Consider the following 18,776-nt stretch of genomic DNA (forward strand, 5'->3'; position numbering starts at 1 on the left):
ATAAACATGAATAGTCACTAAATAGAAAACCACATGAAAATTAAATGGACTGTGCTGCTATGCCTGCTGATGATCTCCGGGCTTGCGGCGGCACAAAACACGGCAAGCTCTTCTTTTCAAGTGAAAGGAATCTTGCTTGACTCACTCACCCAGGAAGGCGAACCCTACGCCACAATCAAAATCGTAAAGAAAGAGGCTCCTGCACGGGCCCTGAAGATGATGGTCACGGACATGAAAGGCCAGTTTCAGGAGAAAGTGCCCGGTACGGGGAATTTTGTAATGACCATCACCTCCGTAGGTCGCAGCCCCATCGTGAAGGATTTCTCCGTAAAGGCCGGTGAAAAGCTGGTGGACTTCGGTACGTTATACATCACAGATGCCTCCAACGAACTGGGGCAAGTGGAAATTGTAGCCCAGAAACCGCTGGTGAAGGCCGACATCGACAAGATAGAATATAATGTGCAGGACGACCCTGACTCCAAATCGAACTCCGTACTCGAAATGCTCCGCAAGGTGCCCCTGGTAACGGTGGACGGAGAAGACAACATCAAGGTGAACGGCAGCAGCAGCTTCAAGGTGTACGTCAACGGCAAACCCAACAATATGATGAGCAACAATCCGACGGAAGTGTTGAAGAGTATGCCTGCCAACTCCATCAAGCATATCGAGGTAATCACCAACCCCGGTCCTAAGTACGACGCCGAAGGTGTGGGCGGTATTCTGAACATCGTCACCGTAGGTGCCGGACTGGAAGGATATACGGCTACCTTCAGCGGAAATGCCAGCAACCGTGGCTTGGGCGGCGGTGTGTTCGGTACGATCAAGAGCGGCAAGCTGACGGTGAGCGCACGCTATAACTACAGCCACAACAGTCAGCCCCGCAATTATAATAGCGGCAGCCAGTACGTGACGCCGGAAGCTGCCACCGAGAACTCTTCCAATATAGACTATAAGGGCAGCAGTAAGGGCAGCGGCGACTTCCAGTCGGGCAGTATGGAGGCCAGTTACGATATAGATACGCTGCGTCTGGTTTCCGTCTCCTTCGGACTTTGGGGCGGCGGCAACAAGAACAACGGCAGTACCGATTATGTCGCGACCTTCCCGGGCGATATGGCGGCTGGTCCCATCTACACCTACTCGGCACTCAATCACGGCAAGTCTTCCTGGTTCTCCATCGACGGCGGTGTCGACTACCAGCGTCTCTTCAAGCTGAAAGGCCGTATGCTGACCTTCTCTTACAAAGTCAATACCCGTCCGCAGACTTCGGACTCTTATTCCGATTATGCCGACAAGAAGACGAACTATCCCGACTGGGAGGACTTCCTGCACAGGCTGAAGAACCAGCATAACGACGGCGAGCAGAACACCACGGAGCATACCTTCCAGGCGGACTATACCACTCCCATCGGCAAGCTGCATACCATTGAGGCAGGTGCCAAGTACATCTTGCGCAACAACTCTGCCGAGGACGATCGCTACGACGAAGCCGGCGCGAAATATGAATATAACAAGGAGCAGAGCTCGCACTACAAGCATCTGAACGACATCATCGCCGCATACCTGGGCTACTCGCTGAGGGTGAAGAAGCTTTCGGGCCGGTTGGGTGTACGCTATGAGCATACCATCCAGGATGTGAAGTACCTGGTGGGCAGAGGCGATGACTTCACCAAGAACTTTGACGACGTAGTACCTTCCGCTTCCATCGGCTGGAAACTGACGGATATGTCCAACCTGCGTCTGGGCTACAACATGCGTATCTATCGTCCGGGCATCTGGTCTCTGAATCCGTACCTGAACGACAGCAACCCGTCCTACATCAGCCAGGGTAACTCGAAGTTGGACAGTGAAAAGAATCACTCCCTCAACTTGAGTTACAGCAACTTTACGCAGAAGTTCAACATCAACTTCTCGGCACGCTATTCGTTTACGAACAACAGCATCGAGAACATCACGACCCTTGTGACCGATACCGAGATAGAAGGTTTGAAGAATCCGACAGGGAAAGAAGTGCTTTACTCCACATACGCCAACATCGGTAAGAACCGTAACTTCGGCATCGACGGATATGCCAACTGGAACGTCACTTCCGGTACTCGTATCTATGCCAACATGAGCGGTTCGTACTCCTACATAGAAGGTGCCGAAGGCATGCGCAACGACGGCTGGAGCCTCTTCGTCTACGGCGGTGCACAGCAGACGCTGCCCCACGACTGGCGCGTAGGACTGAACGTCTTCGGGCAGACACCGTGGATTATGTTGCAGGGCAAGGGCAGCAGTTTCTTCAGCTATGGCGTGAATGTGAACAAGTCGTTCCTGAAGAAGAGACTTACGCTCTCGGCGTATGCCAACAATTTCTTCAAGAAGTATACAAGCCAGTCCTCTACAACCCAGGGTCCGGGCTTCATCAGAGAGAGCGAATATCGCTACAGTATGCAGCGCTTTGGTGTAAGCGTCAGCTATCGCATCGGTGAGCTGAGGGCAAGCGTTAAGAAGGCTGCACGTACCATCAACAACGATGATGTGAAGAGCAGCGGCAGCGGAGAAGGAGGCGGCGGAGCCGAATAAAATAAATTCATTCTGCTGGAAGAGGCTGTAAAAAGGTGGGGAACTGTCTTTTTACAGCCTCTTTTCTTATGGGTATGGTTCTGTTTTATAGATGATTTCTTTCTGAATGTCTTAGCTTTTTTATACATTTGCAGCGTGCTTCAAATAGAAGTACGCTTTTTTGAATTTAGTTTAGTTGTTCCACTGAAAACCGCAACTTTTTAAAGAACACATCTAAACTGAAGGGCTAATCGTATGTTTTCGCAACAACGATATGCGCACCTATCAGTTTATATTGTGTTCGGGCTGTTGCGGGCCTCAGTGGACTATAAACTGCTCTGGGTGCGTTTTATAGTTTATTGAATATGCGAACAGCCATTATTAAACACTACAAAGTACTTATCTCTTCAACTTCTGATTGGTACAAAATTGCCTTGGTAATACAGAGAGGCAAGTCTTCCACTGTATATATAATAAAACGCAAGATAGAGCTGTGCTCGATGTAAAATCCCCAAACTACTATAAAACATGTATATTATGAAGCAATTACAAAGAAGTGACGTAGAGTTTCTTATCCGTATGTCAGTGGAGCGTGAACGCCAATATTCACTTTATATCAGGTTATTGATAGCTCTTTTAGTAATTCTTGCTGCCTTTAACATCTGGTCTATATTCGAAGTAAAAAGTCGGTGGACAAAGATTGAAGAGTATGAGAAGCACTATTACGAACAGTTGTTGGAACTCAGAACGAAATATGACAACCAGGTACCGTGGGAGGTAAAGGATGAGTGGGAGGAGTTGAGGTAATAAGGGAGGATGTCACCAATAACGTCACCAATGTCACCATTAATGTCACCAATGTCACCAATGGCGGTAATGGCGGTAATTTTGGCGGTGATGGCGGTGATGTTGGCGGTAATATAATAGAGATTTATTGTTTTGCTTAAGTAAAATGATAGTATTTTGCTCGTAAACCTATTATTATGACATGCTGATATAAGAAATATATGGCATTACTTGCGGATAAAACTGTTTTTGATTACGTTTGTATCGAAGTATTTCTCTAATAACCGTTGCCTTGAACTGGTATACGGTATAAATCTTATATAGTATGAAGAATAAAATCTTGAGCTATTGCCTGTTTGCTTCGTTCTTATTGTGGGGGCTTTATGCCTGCATGCATGATGAGGGGTATATGAGTGGCAATACATCCCGATTCTTTGATGATTCGGGGGCGTTGACGGACATTTAACGTTTCGTTTCTTTGTTGAAAGTCAGAAATGATTCGGCGGAATTTGTACCGGAGTTTGTCAATACTTACGGTTATCCGATGTGGAAAAGTGCAGCTACATTTTTGAAAGATGACGTCCAGGTCTATTTGGTTCCAGTAAGGAGCCGGAACTCTAACGACGAAATAAAGGCTGTATGGTTTTTCCTAATGAGTGCGAACCATACTCATTATTTCATCTATACGCGTGAGATGGCAGATGCGGTTACTCGGAAAGTCGGAGATGAAATGGAACAAACTTGGTTGTTTGACTATTTCACTCAAAAGGCTTTGCATAGACGTCCGGCTAGTGGCTTGTTTTTCGTTGATCGGGTTCCTGAGTCCGATACCCGAACTGTAATTGTCTGGGTGGGATGTTCGGATGCTTATGCTGGTTATCCAGGCCAAGAGGAATATAAGAGGACACTTTGCGTGGTTACTGATGTTGAATACTATCCCGATCCTCCGAGACCGGATTATGGCAATCGGGAAGGCCAGAATGGTTCTACTGGAGATTTTGATTATGGTTCGGGTGTTGGAGGTTCTGGAGGAGGTGGAAGTGGTAATTCTTCCAACAACAATGGTGATAACGGTCAGGATTCCCCATGCAGTAAGGCGCAGAGCCTTTCTAAAGATGCTGCTTTTAGAGCGAAAGTGAATGAACTATTTCAGGAAGTACACAATGAACAACCTGGATTTTTGGAAGATGGATGGGCGAAAACAACAACTGGAGATTACATTTATCCCTCTATAAGAGGAGAAAGCGAAATGAAGTATACCTCTTCTGATTTTGCGGGAAAAAAAATTGTAGAACAATATCATAGTCATCCAAGTACTGGAGCGTGTTATCCGTCTATGCCCGATTTAAAATCATTGGCTGCAAGGTACCAAAATGGGAATATAGATGTGAACAACTTTACTTATGGTGTGATAAGTGTTTATGGTTGCTTGAGCATAATAATTACTTCGGAAACTGCATTTAGGACATTTGCGAATAAGTTGATGAATGATGATGTGGCATTGAATGATGCTTATCAAACTATGCACAGTTTCCACAGCACTACAAGCAATATGTCTGTAGCTAAATTTATAGATTTCTTAAAGTCATCTGTTTCCGGCTTGGATGTGATGTTCAACGAACCGTCCTTTGATAGTAATGGTACTCCCCGTTTAGGTGACTGGACGGCTAAGAATAGTGATGGTAGCGCCCATCTCTCTGATTATAAATGTAATTAATCCAATAATGACGAAGAATATGAACAGAATTTATGTACTGCTAATTTTTGCATTCACATGCATCGGGATATACTCCCAAGCGAATTATGATGCTTTTGTAGGGACGTGGATCTATCAAAAGAATGATACAGTCTTTAAGATTAGACTTCAAAAAGGTATGGTAAAATATGAAGGAGCAGACTATCGTAGTGCTGTTTTCGGGGGATATTATCTTAGTGTAAAAGGCGTTGTAAAAGAAGACTATATTAAAGTAATACCGCCCTCTCGGAATTTGGAAACTCCTGCACCATCCAGCAATGTTTATATAGATGCAGTGAGTAATTCTCCTAATTATCTGGGTTTTACTTTTTATGACCAGCGTAAAAAACATCTTAATGGGAAAGGAATACTGGGTGGAACAATGGATTTAATTGCTCCGGACAAGCTACATTGGAAGCTAAATGAGAAAGATGGATTATGGATTATGCTGGAAGGTACGGATGAAGACAGAACTCCGCGTGGCTTTTCTGTACCCGATAATTGTATTATGACTAAAGAGTAAAGCTTGCTAACTTTTGAGATAATAGCAAACGAAACTACGGCATGTGCTGTAACATTATTACATTTCCCGTATCTAAAGGGTAAATTTAATAATCTGTACGGTCATGAAAAGAGTACTTTTAATCTTATCGTTTATCTTTGTTTCAATTCTTACTTTTGCGGGGAACTATCCCTTTTCGGTTGTTAAATCAGGAAAAGGGAAGCAGACTGTTATCTTTATTCCAGGTTTTGCATGCTCGGGAGAGGTGTGGAAAGAAACTGTGGCAGAGTTGCAGGACGATTATACCTGCTATGTTCTGACAATGGCGGGCTTTGCAGGCGTGGCACCCGAAGAAGCACCGTCGTTCGAAGCCTGGAAGTGCGGAATAGCACGGTTTATTGAGGAAGAGGCGATAAAGAATCCTATACTTGTGGGGCATAGCATGGGAGGTGGACTCGCCCTTGCCCTTGCATCGGACTTTCCGGCGCTTCCCAAGAAACTTGTTATTGTAGATACCCTGCCTTGCCTGATGGCTTTGACCAATCCGGGTTTTAAGTCTGTTCCCAATGTGGACTGCCGGGACATGATTCAGCGGATCACGTCTATGGATGAAGCACAGTTTCTCCGGATGCAAAGAATGAGCGCGGCGAGCCTTACTACCGATTCATCGAAACTGGATGAACTTGTAAGCTGGGGAGTGACGTCCGACCGGAAAACCTATGCCACACTGTATTGTGACTTCTCCAATACGGATTTGAGGGAACGGATAAAGAACATCCAAGTACCTTCCTTGATATTGTTGGAAGCTAATTTCAGGAATATAGAATCTGCCGTCAGGGAGCAGTATAAGGAGTTGCCTGCGGCACAATTGAAGTATGCCGATAAAGGATTGCACTTCGTGATGTTCGATGATAAAGAATGGTTTATGAATCGGCTTATTGAATTTATAAAAGAGTGAGGCGTGGAATTTGAACAGATATATAAGGAGTACTGGGGTAAGATTTTCCGCTTGTGCATGGGCTATGTCAACGACTATGATCTGGCCCAGGATATGGCGCAAGAAACTTTCATCAAGGTCTGGCAACACTTATCGGCTTTCAGGAATGAAGCGACGGTGGGTACTTGGATATTCCGTATTGCCACGAATCATTGTCTCCGGCAGTTGGAGCGACAGGAGCAGATGCCTCCGGCGGAATTTCCCGTAAACTTGCCGGAAGAGGAAAGAACCGACATCGAACCTCAGATTCAGTGGCTGTACAAATCTATTGCAGAACTTCCGGAGATAGACCGTATCATCATTTCGCTGGAACTGGAAGAGGTCCGGCAGGCTGACATAGCACAGATTGTAGGACTGTCGGAAGGGAACATCCGTGTAAGAATCCATCGGATCAAAGAAGTACTAACAAGAAAAATGAAGGAATATGAAGAGTGATATAGATATGAAAGAGTTATGGAGCAGGCAGACCGTTCCGGCAGCCGATCCGTCTGAGTTGCTGAAAAAGATAGGGAGCTTTAGGAGAAGGGGAATCAGGAGGATAGTTGTGCTCAATGTTGTGCTATTGCTTTCCATATTCTTGATAGCGTTTATCTGGATCTATTTCAGCCCGCAACTGCTGAGCACCAAAGTAGGGATTGTATTGACTATTTTGCCGATAGGAGTGGCTGTAGCTTATAATTGCAGGTTGCTTCCTTTGTATAAAAGGATCGATGAGAGCTGTTCCAACTTTGATTATCTGAACGAACTGCTTGCCGTGAAAGGCAAGGAAAGCTTTATGCAGACTAAGGTACTGAACCTCTATTTTGTATTGCTGTCTTTGGGGATCGGGCTCTATATGTATGAGTATGTGATGGATAGACCGTTACTGTTCGGGATAATGGCGTATGCTGCTTTCCTGCTGTGGGTTGCTTTTAATTGGTTTGTTTTGCGGCCGAAGAGCATCGGGAAGAGCAGGCGGGAGATAGAAGAGCTGATAAGGCAGGTGAAGAAAATCAGGCTGCAATTGACTCAATTATAAGAACCAGGGAAGGCAAAGTTCTGATAGATGTATCATTTTGTCATTCTGAACGTGAATTCGATATAAGATGATTGACTCATATCGATGATAGAAATGAAGTAAATGATAATTTATCGCAGCAAAGCATCAGCGCAGCAAGCCTGAAAGGCTTTTATCTATCAGCCCAGGGCAACGCCCTGGGTAATAATGCGCTCCTATCTCTGCGCCCTGAAAGGGCAAAAGCCCGTTATACAATCTTATGCCCTTTCAGGGCGTAAGGTGAGGGGGCGTTCTTAAACCCAGGGCGTTGCCCTGGGCTGATAGATGAAAGCCCTTCAGGCTTGCTGCGCAAGTAATCCGAATGGAAATCTTGCTCCAGCGTTGCGCCCCTAAATTCCCATTTACCTCATAACCCTGTCAGAAACGAGCTAAACTTCTTATATCGAGCTCACGTTATCTTAAATTAATCCCCCGTTGAAAATCCCAACTTCTTCAGCCCCTCCTGCACATCCGGATGGCTCATGAACAACCGCCAAAGCAGTCCGCTGCGATAATTCTCTATCATCACGACGATGGGGCCCTGGTCGATGGCAAGATAGCGCTGCGGGTACCAGTTGTCCGTTTCACTGAAAGCATCGTAGAAGCCGTAGGGGCCGAAGACCTTGTCGCCCATCTGGTAGAGGTGGTGCATGACTTGTAGCGACTGCTCCGGAGTGTAGACAATGGATGAAAGGGCAGCGGTAGGGGAAATGACCCCCTGGTCATCGCGCTCATTGGGAGCATGGGCGGCATAGCCGTCGACGGAGTAGCTGGCGGTGAGCCCCCAGCAGTCGGGGCCGAAGCCTTTGTAGTGCTTGGGGTTACGGATGCAGTAGGCACGGTTGACGAGGGTGAGGTTGCGCATTTCGTCGAAGTAGCTGGGGCAGTATTCATCGGTCAGTCCGGTGGGGTTGAGGCCGAGGAAGGAGTATTGCGCCCAGAAGAGGGGACCGGCTTCACCGCCCTGATAGCGGAGGTGGAGAGGGATGCCTTCTACCCGGTGGGGCTGGACGATGGCACCGTTCTGTGCCCAACCTTCGTGATAGACGGAGGCAGGAACGCCGTGTGTGGGCGAGGCGGCGGCAAGGATGTACATGATGAGGCATTCGTTGTAGCCGTGGACGGGGAAGTTCATGGCCCAGCCATATTCGGGACTCCAATGCCAGTAGAGTACGTTCTGGTCGCCTTGGCGATAGAAATTCCAGTCTACTTCGCGCCACAGACGGTCGATGCGGGAGGCAAGGGCGCGTTCCCTTTCTGCTAAGGCTGCCGGGGCGCGTTCTTTTTCTGCTAAAGCTGCCTGGGCGGGGGAGGAATTCTGCTTCTCTCCATTCTCTCCGGCGTAGTATTGGTGGACGGCAAGGAGGGCTTGCATGATGAAAGCCGTCTCTACCAGGTCGCCACCATTGTCTTTTTGTCCGAAGGGCTTCACCTTTCCGGTGTCGCCGTACCACCAATGCGGATAAGCGCCGTGAAAGCGGTCGGCTGTTTCGAGGAAGGAAACTATCTTTTCCATCCGTGCCAGACCTTCCTGGCGGGTGACGTAGCCACGGTCGATACCGGCAAGCAGGGCCATGATGCCGAAGCCGCTACCGCCGGAGGTGACGACGTTCTGGTCGTTCTCGGGATATACGCCGTCCATGTGGATGCGTTCGCGTGCCAGGCCGCTGTGGGGTTCGGCGCCGTCCCAGAAGTAATTGAAGGTGCGGCGTTGCACGGTGTCCATCAGGGCGTCATCGCTCAGGGCTTCCTTTCCGTTGGAGCCCGATTTCTGCGACCCGCAGGCTCCGGCGAGGAGTAGCAGGCAGAAGAGGGGGAGGTAGGTTCTAAATGATTTCATATTTTAAAGTAAGATAAAGTTAGTAGTCGGGAGGGAGTTGTTAAGTAGCAAATGTCCTGTACTTAGCACGGCTCCCTCGGGGACTTAGCCCCTGTCATCTATATCTTGAGCACCCAAAACACCCGGATGTATTACCCTAAAAGATGGGGATGTTTTGGGGTAAAAGATCCGGGTGTTTTGGGGTAATACATCCGGGTGTTTTGGGTGCTCACTCCTAATGTGAGAGGTCTTCACTTCGGGAGTGAGAGGTGCTCACTCCCGGGATAAGCAACGTTCTCTTTATTGGAGCGTCAGCCGCGCCGTCTTTGTTGCCTGACTGCTGCCGCCGATGAAGAGATCGAAGTCTCCCGGTTCGGCCACGTGATGGAGGTTGTAGTCGTAGAAGCGGAGCAGGTCGGGGGTGATCTTGAAAGATACCGTCTTGCTTTCGCCGGCACGGAGGAAGATGCGTTCGAAGCCTTTCAGTTCGCGGACGGGACGGGTGATGCTGCCTACGAGGTCGCGGATGTAGAGTTGCACGACTTCGGCGCCGTCGCGCTGGCCGGTGTTGGTGACGGTGACTACGGCAGTCACGTAATCGGGAACGGCATTTGCAGCCCTGTTTGCAGCCCCCTTCAGCACCGGCGAACTCAGCGCAATGTCACTGTACTGGAAGGTGGTGTACGACAGTCCGTAGCCGAAGGGATAGAGCGGGTCGTTATCCACATCGAGATAGTTCGAGCGGAACTTCTCGAACCACGCACCTGCCGCCAGCGGACGGCCTGTATTCTTATGATTATAGAACAACGGTATCTGCCCCACATTCTTCGGGAAAGTCATCGTCAGTTTTCCGCTCGGGTTTACGTCGCCGAACAACACGTCGCCGATGGCGTATGCAGCCTCACTGCCACCGAACCATACGTTGAGGATGGCAGGCACGTGTTCCTGCTCCCAAGTCAGCGTCAGCGGCCGGCCGGTGAAGAGGGTGAGGACGACGGGCTTGCCGGTTTTCAGCAATGCCTGGAGCAGACGGCGCTGTACGTCGGGGATGTCAAGCTCCGTACGGCTGCTGCTTTCTCCGCTCATTTCGGAAGATTCGCCCAGGGCGGCGATGATGACGTCGGCACTGGCGGCGGTCTTCAGGGCTTCGTCCAACAACTGCTGATCCGTGCGGTTGTCTCGCCCGAGCGAGCGGCCGAACATGGTGGCGCGTTCTTCGTAGGCGGCATCACTCGTGAGGTTGCTGCCTTTGGCGTAGGTGATGTTTACCCGGCCTGCCATCATCTCCTTGAGGCCCTCGTAGAGGGAAGGATAATCGTCGAAACGGGCGGCTACGCTCCAGGTTCCGGGCATATTGGCACGGGTGTTTCCCAGGGGGCCGATGACAGCAACGGTGCCTTGCTTGGCAAGCGGCAGTATCGGGGCGGGCAGTGAGCCGGGATGCAGCTTCACGCTGTCGTTCTTCAGCAGTACGAAGCTTTCGGCGGCTATCTGCCGGGCGGCGTCGCGGTGCTCTTTCGTAAAGATGTCGCGCCGGGGGCGTTCGAGGTCGCAGTATTTATATGGGTTGTCGAACAGGCCGAGCTTGTACTTTGCTTCGAGGATGCGGCGGCAGGCGGTGTTGAGGGTCTGCATCGACACTTGTCCGCTCTGGAGGGATTTCTTGAGGGTGCCTACGAAGCCTTCGCTCACCATGTCCATATCGACGCCGGCATTGAGGGCGCGGGCGGAGACGGTCTGAAGGTCGCCGATGCCATGCTCCACCATTTCGGATATTCCCGTGAAGTCGGTGACGACGAAGCCCCGGAAGCCCCACGCACGGCGCAGGACGTCGGTCATCAGCCAGTGGTTGGCGGTGGCGGGCACACCGTCCACTTCGTTGAACGATGCCATCACGCTGCCTACTCCTGCCTGGACGGCAGCTTCATAAGGATACATGTATTCGTTGAACATGCGGTTGCGGCTCATGTCTACGGTGTTGTAGTCGCGTCCCGCTTCTCCGGCGCCGTAGAGGGCGAAGTGCTTGACGCAGGCCATGATTTCGTCGTTGCGCTTCAACTGCTGCGCGATGTCATCGCCTTGATAGCCCAGCACCATGGCGCGGGCGATGGCACCCCCCAGGAAGGGATCTTCGCCCGAGCCTTCGGAAACACGTCCCCAACGCGGGTCACGGCTGATGTCGACCATCGGGCTGAACGTCCACGAGATGCCGTCTGCTGAGGCTTCAATGGCGGCGATGCGGGCGGAGCGACGGATGGCGTCCATATCCCAGGTGCAGGACAGACCCAGGGGGATGGGGAAGATGGTTTCGTAGCCGTGTATCACGTCCATGCCGAAGAGCAGGGGGATGCCGAGGCGGGAGTTCTCGACGGCGAGGCGCTGTACGTCGCGGATTTTGGCAACGCCTTTCAGGTTGAAGAGGCCGCCGACGAGGCCTTGCTCTATCTTCCGGGCCACGTCGCTGCTCTTGGCTTGTCCGGTGGTGATTTCGCCGGTGACGGGCAGGTTGAGCTGGCCTATTTTCTCGTCAACAGTCATGCGCTTCATCAGGGCAGTGATGAAGCGGTCCATGTCTTGGGGGGATTTCTGTGCCTGCATGGCGGTGGCGGCCATCAAGGAGATGACGAGCAGCAGGCTTATTCTTCTGAAAATCTTGTTCATAGGATATATGGGTTTTATATGGTAAATGTTTAGTAGTCCGGATTCTGCACCAGCACCCCATTCGACTTATCAATCTCCGTCTGCGGCAATGGCAGCAATGCATTCTTGTCCTGGTAGTTCTTTCCGGCAGCCTGCAGCACTTCCTTGGCAATGCCCCAGCGGACGAGGTCGTAGAAGCGGTCCGGCTCCAAACCGAGCTCTACGCGGCGTTCGTGGCGGATGGCATCGCGCAGGGCGCTTTGGTTGGTGGTGGTTACCTTCGGCAGTACGCCGGTCAGCGAACCGCGGGCATGGGCGCGTACTTGCTCCAGGTAGCCCAAGGCTTCGCCTGCCAGACCTTTCTCGTTGGCGGCTTCGGCAGCCATCAGCAACACATCGGGATAGCGGATGATGCGGATGTTCACCCAGAAGCCAAGTCGGCTCTTTATCTCCTGGCGCTTCAGCGGACTGGTATAAGCCTTCTTGTTGAAGTATGCCCCCATGGCGGTGGATACCGGAGATTCGCCCCACGGCTTGTTGGTGTTCTCGGGGGTGATGGGCTCGTCTATGCTGCGGCGGAAGTAGAGCAGGGTGGCGTCGCGGCGTGGATCGCCCGGCTCGAAGGCTTCGCCCATCTCCCGGGTAGCCATGTGCCACCCCCAGCCCAAGTCCCACTCACCGGCTCCGCGGACACCTTGTATCTGGCAGAACTGGCTGCCGATGCTGGTCGCCTCGGGCATGGCGGCGGTGGCTTCGCATTGCAACTCGAAGATGCTGGCGCCGCAGTTCTCGCCCTGGTCGGTGAAGACTTCGTCTACCGGGGTGTTGAGGTTGTAGAGGCCGGACTTGATGACGTCGGTGGAGGCATCGTACATATTATTCCAGTCGTTACGCATCATGTAGGTGCGGGCGTGCAGGGAGCGGACGGCGCCCCAGGTGATGCGGCCGGTGTATTCGGAGCTCCACGTCAAGGGCAGGCACGCCTCGGCTTCGGTGAGGTCGGCGTCTATCTGTGCGTAGATTTTCTCGGCGGTGGTCTTGGGGACGTTGGCGTCCGAGGCTTCTACTACCTTGGCGGTGACCAGAGGCACTTCTCCCCAGGCACGCACCAGGTTGAAGTAGCAGTAGGCGCGGAAGAAGAGGGCTTCGCCGCGGGTGCGGATGGCGTCGAGGTCGTCCTTGTGGTCGCTGTGGGCGATGTCGTCCAGGATCTCGTTACATTGGTAGATGATTTTATAGTTCTGTCCCCAGTAGGCACCGAGGGGGCCGTCGGAGGCGTTGTATTCAAAGTCGTCCCACATGGCGGCTTCGTTGCTGCCGTCGCCGGCGTCGCTGCCTTTTTCGGAGTCTTCGCTGCGCACCATGTGCACCAGGAAGGCGGGGATGCCGGCGGTGATGTCGTAAGAGCGCATCAGGTAGTAGACGTTATACATCTTTCCGCCGACGAGGGCGTTGGGGGCATCGTCTTCGGTGAACTGGCCCAGAGGGTCGCGGTCCAGGAAGTCGTTGCAGGAGACGAGGGCGAGGGCGGTGAAGGCCGTCGCACAGGATAGGATTAGGTTCTTTATCTTCATAATGCTGCTTTATTATTAATGATGAATGTAAGCTGATTATTCCGGTTTATTGTTAGTCGGACTATCCCGATTCCCCTCCTCCTGGGAGGAGGGGTGCCCAACGGGCGGGGTGGTAGAGAACATAATACAGGGAAATCATTCTTTCAAAGGAATTTATTTTCTCCTACCACCTCCCCCTTCGGGTACTCCTCCTCCCAGGAGGAGGAGAATGGAGATACTCTTGATTCTCAGTTTAGAACGTCAGATTAAACCCGAACGTATAAATCGCCGGCATCGGATAACTTCCGTCATCCACCCCGAAGGCGATGGCGGAGCCACCCAGTTCGGGCGTATATCCGGTGTTGTGCTTCCACGTCTTCAGGTTCTGGATGTTGACGTAGAGTTTCAGCGCCTGCATGCCCAGCTTCGCTATCAGCTGCGGATCGAAACTGTACGCCAGCTGCACGTTGCGGATGCGGAAGAAACTGCCGTCCTCGATGTAATAATCCGAGTTCAGGTTGTTGATGCTGTGCTTCGTATTGAGCAGCGGCTGCGTGTTGCTGGTGCCCGGGCCGTGCCAGCGACCCATGCGCTGCTCCATGAAGTTGAACTGGCTCCAGTTGTAATTGTCCCACGTGCGGTAAATCTGGTTGCCGGACTGGCCCATCATGTCGATGCCCAAGTCCCAACCCTTATAACTTACGCCCAGGGTGATGCCGTACGTTACGTCCGGCGTAGGGTTACCAATCATCGTGCGGTCTGCCGTTGTAATTTCCCCGTTGCCGTCTACGTCCTTGAACTTCAGGTCGCCCGGCGTCACGGTGGCGAGCGTGTTCTTCGGGGAGTTGGCAATCTCCTCCTCCGTCTGATAGACACCCTCTACCTTGTAGCCGTAGAAGTAGCCGATGGGATAGCCCGCCATGGTGTAACTCTGCTGCTTGTCTCCGGCGATGATGGAGTAACCCTCCTGCACCAGGCTCAGCACTTTGTTCTTGATGGTCGTCAGGTTACCGCCGATGGTGTACCCCCAGTCGCCTATCTGGTCGCGCCAGTTCAAGGCCAGCTCTACGCCGCGGTTCTCGATGGAACCCAGGTTGCCGATGCCCGGCACGGTGCCGGAGATGCCCGGGACTTCGGCCAGCAGGTCTTTGGTGGTCTTCTTGTAGTACACTCCCTCGAAGTGCAGGCGGTTACGGAAGAAGTTGGCTTCGGCACCGGCTTCCCATGCCTCTACCTTCTCCCAACGCAGGTTGGGGTTGGGCAGATAAGAAAGCTGATAGCCCGGGTAGATGGCGGACGGCGTGCCGAAGACGGCGGAGTAAGCATTCGTCAGCAGCGGCTCTGCCGGATAGGCGCGGTCCAGGTTCTGGTTGCCCAGCGTACCCCAGGAGCCTTTCAGTTTCAGCATGTCCAGCCAGGAGATGTCCTTCATCCACTCTTCCTCGCTCATCAGCCAGCCGGCACCTACGGAGTAGAAGTTCTGCCACTGGTTGCCGGTGTACGAGAAGGCGGAAGAACCGTCGCGGCGGAAGGAGCCGTTGAAGAGGTATCTGCCTTTATAGTTGTAGAGCACACGGCCCAGCATAGACACGGTGCTGCGTTCCCACTGGTCACTCTTGTTGGTGGCGGTGGCGGCATCGCCGATGCTGACGAACCACTTGTCCGGATTGTCGGGGATGAAGAGGCCGACGCCTTGGGTGCGGGCTCCGTTCAGCATCTCATAGCGATTGTAGTAGGTGGTGAAGCCGGCGGTGGCCGTCAGGCTGTGGTCGCCCCAGGTATTCTGATAGGTCAGCAGGTAGTCGCTCTGCACCTTGGTTTCGGTCTGCTTCTCCTGCTCTACGCCGGTCTTGCCGTTGCCCAGGGTGGCTATGTTGCCTTCTACGCTGGCATCGTACACCTGGATGACGGGGGTGTACTTGCGGATGCTGGTGGAGGCATAGTCCATGGAGTACATCACTTTGAACTGGAAGTGCTTCAGGAAATCCCACTCGCCGTACACGTTGCCCGAACCGCGGTAAATCTCCGTCTTGTTGGTGTTGGCCTTCAGTTCCACGTCTACCATCGGGTTGTTCATCTGTGCCTTCTGAAAGTTAGGCAGCGAGGTGTACAGTCCGTATTCTTCGTTGAACACCGGTGCCACCGGGGCGGCTCTCAATGCCGTGGCCACGCTTTTGGTATCGGCAGGCAGCATCCGTGCTCCGTTGAACTGGAAACCTACTTTGAAGTTGTCCGTCACTTTATAATCATTGCTGACGTTCAGCGTAATCTTGCTGTACTTCTCGTTCTTGATGTTTCCCTGCTCGTAGGCATATCCGGCACCGAGGTAGAAGCTGTGCTTGGCGGAGGCGCCGGTGATGCTGATGTTATTGTTGGTGATGAATCCCGTCTGGAAGATCTCGTCCTGCCAGTTGGTGTTGCCCGTCCACGGGGTGAAGTCGTATTCCGGGTTGCCTTCGTTCTTCAGCTGCTCGTTGTACAGCAGTTTGAAGCCTGCGGCATCGGTCATCGCTATCTTGTCCGTGACGGCTTTGAAGCCGAACGAACCGTTGATGTTGACGCGGGTCTGCCCTTCTTTCGCCCGTTTGGTGGTGATGATGATGACGCCGTTTGCTCCGCGCACACCGAAGATGGCAAGCGAGGACGGGTCTTTCAGAATCTCCATGGACTCGATGTCCTGCGGGTTCAGGAAGTTGATGTTGTCGTTGAACAGGCCGTCTACTACGTACAGCGGTTTGTAGCCGTTGATGGAGTTCGTGCCGCGCACACGGATTTCGGGGTCTGCACCTGCCTTGCCGGAGTTGATGACTTGCACGCCGGCTACTTTGCCTTGCAGGGCCGATACGGGGTTGGCTACCGGTTTGTTGGCAATCTCGGCTCCCTTGATGTTGGTGATGGAGCCGGTGAGGTCGCGCTTCTTGGCGCTACCGTAGCCGATGACTACTGTCTCTGCCAGCACCTGCGCATCGTCGTCCATCTGCACGTTGATTACGGACTGGCTGCCGACTTTCACCAGCTGCTTCACCATGCCTACGTACGAGAATTCCAACGTATTCTCCGGGTCCACCTGGATGGAGTAATTTCCATCCAAGTTCGTTATCACCCCGTTGGAGGTGCCCAGCACCAGTACGGAAGCTCCGATCAGCGGCTCGCCCGTGGAGTCGGTCACGGTGCCGGTTACTGTTTTGGTCTGCGCAAGTACGGGCACTGTTGCCAGCAGCACAGATACTGTTAAGAATAGATTCTTGAGCCACGAGGCTCTTTCCATAGGAAGTTTAGGCTTCTTCTTCATTGCATTAATTATTAGTGGATAACTTATTTCTGTGTGAGATGGAACAATCAGGAGGCAAAAAAGATTTTGTTTCCTTATAAATCGTTGGCTTTTAACACATGCCCGAGAAGGGGGGATGTTGTTTATCGGAGAAATGTGTTACCTTTGTATCGCTTCAGCGTATGAAGAGAGATTGCACCATTATATAAGGAGATTGCACCATGAAGAAAGTACCCAAGTTTTTCAACACTGCCGGGCCGATAGTCCCTGCCGATCATTACAACATCGACCCGCTTACCCGGATTGACCTCGAAGAGGTGGAAAACCTTATTTACCAGAAGAAGTATTTCGTGCTCCATGCGCCCCGGCAGACGGGGAAGACGTCGTGCCTGCTGGCACTTCGCGATTACTTGAATGCCCGTGGGGAGTTTTACGCCGTATATGTCAATGTGGAGGCGGGGCAGGCTTCGCGCAATATGAAAGAAGAAGTTATCCGTCATGTGACGTATTCCATCGCCTCGCAAACGTCTATGATATTAGGCAATAGTATGCCTGAGGAACTATTGAAAGAAAAGTTGGCCGATGTTCCGACTGACTCTTACCTCACCACTTATCTCCGCCTCCTCAGTGAAGCCCTCGACCGTCCGCTTCTTCTTTTCATTGACGAGATAGACGCGTTGGTGGGCGATTCGCTCGTCAGCGTGCTGCGGCAGATCCGGGCAGGTTACGAACAGCGTCCGCTGCACTTCCCCCAAAGCATTATCCTCTGCGGTGTGCGCGATGTACGCGATTACCGCATTGTCACCTCCAACCAGGATATCATCACCGGCGGTTCGGCTTTCAACATCAAGGCGGCATCCCTGCGTCTGGGCAACTTCTCCCGCGAGGAGATACACGAACTGTACATGCAGCACACCGCCGCCACCGGGCAAGAGTTTTCTCCCGACTGCTTCCCGATGATTTGGGAGGCTACCGAAGGGCAGCCCTGGCTGGTGAATGCCCTCGGCTACGAGGTGACATGGGAAATGAAGGAGAACCGCGACCCTTCCATCTGCATCATCCCCGAAATGGTGTACCGGGCACAGGAGCGCATCATCTACCGCCGCGACACGCATATCGACATCTTGATAGACAAACTTCGCGAGGAGCGTGTACGCCGTGTCATCGAGCCTATCCTGGCAAGCGAGGACGGCGAAGCGGAGGAGCATTTGCGCGACGATGATATCCAGTATGTGGTAGATCTGGGACTTATTGTACGCGACAAGCCTCTGCGGGTGTCCAATGCCATCTATAAGGAGGTGATTCCCCGCGAACTGACTTGGGCGCGCCAGCAGACATTGATTCAGCAAGCCGCCTGGTACATCAATCCGGACCATTCCATCAATATGGAGAAACTGCTGACCGACTTCCAGCAGTTCTTCCGCCAGAATGCCGATTCGTGGATAGAGCGTTTCGACTATAAGGAGAGCGGCCCGCAACTGCTGTTGCAAGCATTCCTGCAAAGGGTAGTGAACGGTGGTGGCTACATCGACCGTGAATATGGTCTGGGCCGTGGCCGCACCGACCTGCTGATAACGAAACCGCTGACCGATAAGTATGGCGGTCCCTTCCAGCGCATTGTACTCGAACTGAAGATAAAGCGGGGAGACCTGGAAAAGACAATCGAGAAGGGGCTGGAACAGACAGCAGGATATATGGATAAGTGCGGGGGCATTATTAATGAAGGGCACTTCATCCTGTTCAATCGTGACAAGGGCGTGAGCTGGGACGAGAAGATCTGGCACCGCCGGGAGGAGTTCGGAGGGAGAACCATTACCGTATGGGGAATGTAATCTAATAGCAAAAGGGTATCCTTCTTTCGGAGGATACCCTTTCTTACCTAATCCAAAAACC

The 18,776-nt window shown here is 52.2% G+C and carries 13 protein-coding genes; 9 read left to right on the forward strand and 4 right to left on the reverse strand.

Translation table 11 applies throughout. The features are described 5' to 3' along the window. Positions 1-33: 33 nt before the first annotated feature. The 8 genes from AAE250_RS01830 to AAE250_RS01865 all read left to right on the forward strand — a co-directional run bounded on the left by AAE250_RS01830 (position 34) and on the right by AAE250_RS01865 (position 7,582). A complete protein-coding gene (locus AAE250_RS01830; RefSeq protein WP_294595173.1) occupies positions 34-2,565 on the forward strand; it encodes a TonB-dependent receptor domain-containing protein in 2,532 nt (843 codons plus the stop codon). Between the two features lie 516 nt (positions 2,566-3,081). After that, positions 3,082-3,351, forward strand: a complete 270-nt coding sequence (locus AAE250_RS01835) for a hypothetical protein (RefSeq protein ID WP_294595172.1) — start codon at positions 3,082-3,084, stop codon at positions 3,349-3,351. A gap of 304 nt (positions 3,352-3,655) precedes the next feature. Further along, on the forward strand, positions 3,656-3,796 hold the full coding sequence (locus AAE250_RS01840; RefSeq protein WP_294595170.1) for a hypothetical protein: 141 nt from the start codon (positions 3,656-3,658) through the stop codon (positions 3,794-3,796). Positions 3,797-3,808: 12 nt separating this feature from the next. Beyond that, positions 3,809-5,047 (forward strand): hypothetical protein, encoded by a 1,239-nt coding sequence (locus AAE250_RS01845; protein ID WP_294595168.1) that lies wholly within the window; start codon positions 3,809-3,811, stop codon positions 5,045-5,047. Positions 5,048-5,066: 19 nt separating this feature from the next. Further along, the gene (locus tag AAE250_RS01850; protein ID WP_294595166.1) at positions 5,067-5,588 is read left to right on the forward strand and encodes a DUF6705 family protein; all 522 of its coding nucleotides are present in this window, start codon (positions 5,067-5,069) and stop codon (positions 5,586-5,588) included. Positions 5,589-5,691: 103 nt separating this feature from the next. Next, entirely contained in the window at positions 5,692-6,525 is an 834-nt protein-coding gene (locus AAE250_RS01855) for an alpha/beta fold hydrolase (RefSeq protein ID WP_294595164.1), read from the forward strand. A 3-nt stretch (positions 6,526-6,528) separates the two neighbouring features. Next, the gene (locus tag AAE250_RS01860) at positions 6,529-6,999 is read left to right on the forward strand and encodes an RNA polymerase sigma factor (protein ID WP_294595162.1); all 471 of its coding nucleotides are present in this window, start codon (positions 6,529-6,531) and stop codon (positions 6,997-6,999) included. Next, positions 6,989-7,582 carry a hypothetical protein gene (locus tag AAE250_RS01865; protein WP_294595160.1) on the forward strand — a complete coding sequence of 198 codons (594 nt, stop codon included), beginning with the start codon at positions 6,989-6,991 and terminating at the stop codon, positions 7,580-7,582. Before AAE250_RS01860 ends, AAE250_RS01865 begins: the two co-directional genes overlap by 11 nt. 442 nt (positions 7,583-8,024) lie before the next feature. Here the strand turns inward: AAE250_RS01865 and AAE250_RS01870 are convergent, their stop codons facing one another. The 4 genes from AAE250_RS01870 to AAE250_RS01885 all read right to left on the reverse strand — a co-directional run bounded on the left by AAE250_RS01870 (position 8,025) and on the right by AAE250_RS01885 (position 16,904). Next, entirely contained in the window at positions 8,025-9,440 is a 1,416-nt protein-coding gene (locus tag AAE250_RS01870; RefSeq protein ID WP_294596927.1) for a glucoamylase family protein, read from the reverse strand. A gap of 279 nt (positions 9,441-9,719) precedes the next feature. Continuing rightward, a complete protein-coding gene (bglX, locus tag AAE250_RS01875) occupies positions 9,720-12,080 on the reverse strand; it encodes a beta-glucosidase BglX (protein ID WP_294596925.1) in 2,361 nt (786 codons plus the stop codon). 29 nt (positions 12,081-12,109) lie between these two features. Beyond that, entirely contained in the window at positions 12,110-13,633 is a 1,524-nt protein-coding gene (locus AAE250_RS01880; protein WP_294596923.1) for a RagB/SusD family nutrient uptake outer membrane protein, read from the reverse strand. Between the two features lie 232 nt (positions 13,634-13,865). Then, entirely contained in the window at positions 13,866-16,904 is a 3,039-nt protein-coding gene (locus AAE250_RS01885) for a SusC/RagA family TonB-linked outer membrane protein (RefSeq protein ID WP_294596921.1), read from the reverse strand. Between the two features lie 200 nt (positions 16,905-17,104). Between AAE250_RS01885 and AAE250_RS01890 the strand changes: the two genes are divergently transcribed. Next, complete coding sequence (locus tag AAE250_RS01890) at positions 17,105-18,715, forward strand: AAA-like domain-containing protein (protein ID WP_294596918.1); 1,611 nt, start codon at positions 17,105-17,107, stop codon at positions 18,713-18,715. Positions 18,716-18,776: the final 61 nt, after the last annotated feature.

It is taken from the genome of Bacteroides sp. GD17, assembly GCF_038448625.1.
In the GTDB taxonomy this organism is placed as follows: domain Bacteria; phylum Bacteroidota; class Bacteroidia; order Bacteroidales; family Bacteroidaceae; genus Bacteroides.

Coding starts and splice junctions, on each gene's coding strand:
- AAE250_RS01830 (WP_294595173.1), top strand. CDS start 34: ATGAAAATTAAATGGACTGTGCTGCTATGCCTGCTGATGATCTCCGGG.
- AAE250_RS01835 (WP_294595172.1), top strand. CDS start 3,082: ATGAAGCAATTACAAAGAAGTGACGTAGAGTTTCTTATCCGTATGTCA.
- AAE250_RS01840 (WP_294595170.1), top strand. CDS start 3,656: ATGAAGAATAAAATCTTGAGCTATTGCCTGTTTGCTTCGTTCTTATTG.
- AAE250_RS01850 (WP_294595166.1), top strand. CDS start 5,067: ATGAACAGAATTTATGTACTGCTAATTTTTGCATTCACATGCATCGGG.
- AAE250_RS01855 (WP_294595164.1), top strand. CDS start 5,692: ATGAAAAGAGTACTTTTAATCTTATCGTTTATCTTTGTTTCAATTCTT.
- AAE250_RS01865 (WP_294595160.1), top strand. CDS start 6,989: ATGAAGAGTGATATAGATATGAAAGAGTTATGGAGCAGGCAGACCGTT.
- AAE250_RS01870 (WP_294596927.1), bottom strand. CDS start 9,440: ATGAAATCATTTAGAACCTACCTCCCCCTCTTCTGCCTGCTACTCCTC.
- bglX (WP_294596925.1), bottom strand. CDS start 12,080: ATGAACAAGATTTTCAGAAGAATAAGCCTGCTGCTCGTCATCTCCTTG.
- AAE250_RS01880 (WP_294596923.1), bottom strand. CDS start 13,633: ATGAAGATAAAGAACCTAATCCTATCCTGTGCGACGGCCTTCACCGCC.
- AAE250_RS01885 (WP_294596921.1), bottom strand. CDS start 16,904: ATGAAGAAGAAGCCTAAACTTCCTATGGAAAGAGCCTCGTGGCTCAAG.
- AAE250_RS01890 (WP_294596918.1), top strand. CDS start 17,105: ATGAAGAAAGTACCCAAGTTTTTCAACACTGCCGGGCCGATAGTCCCT.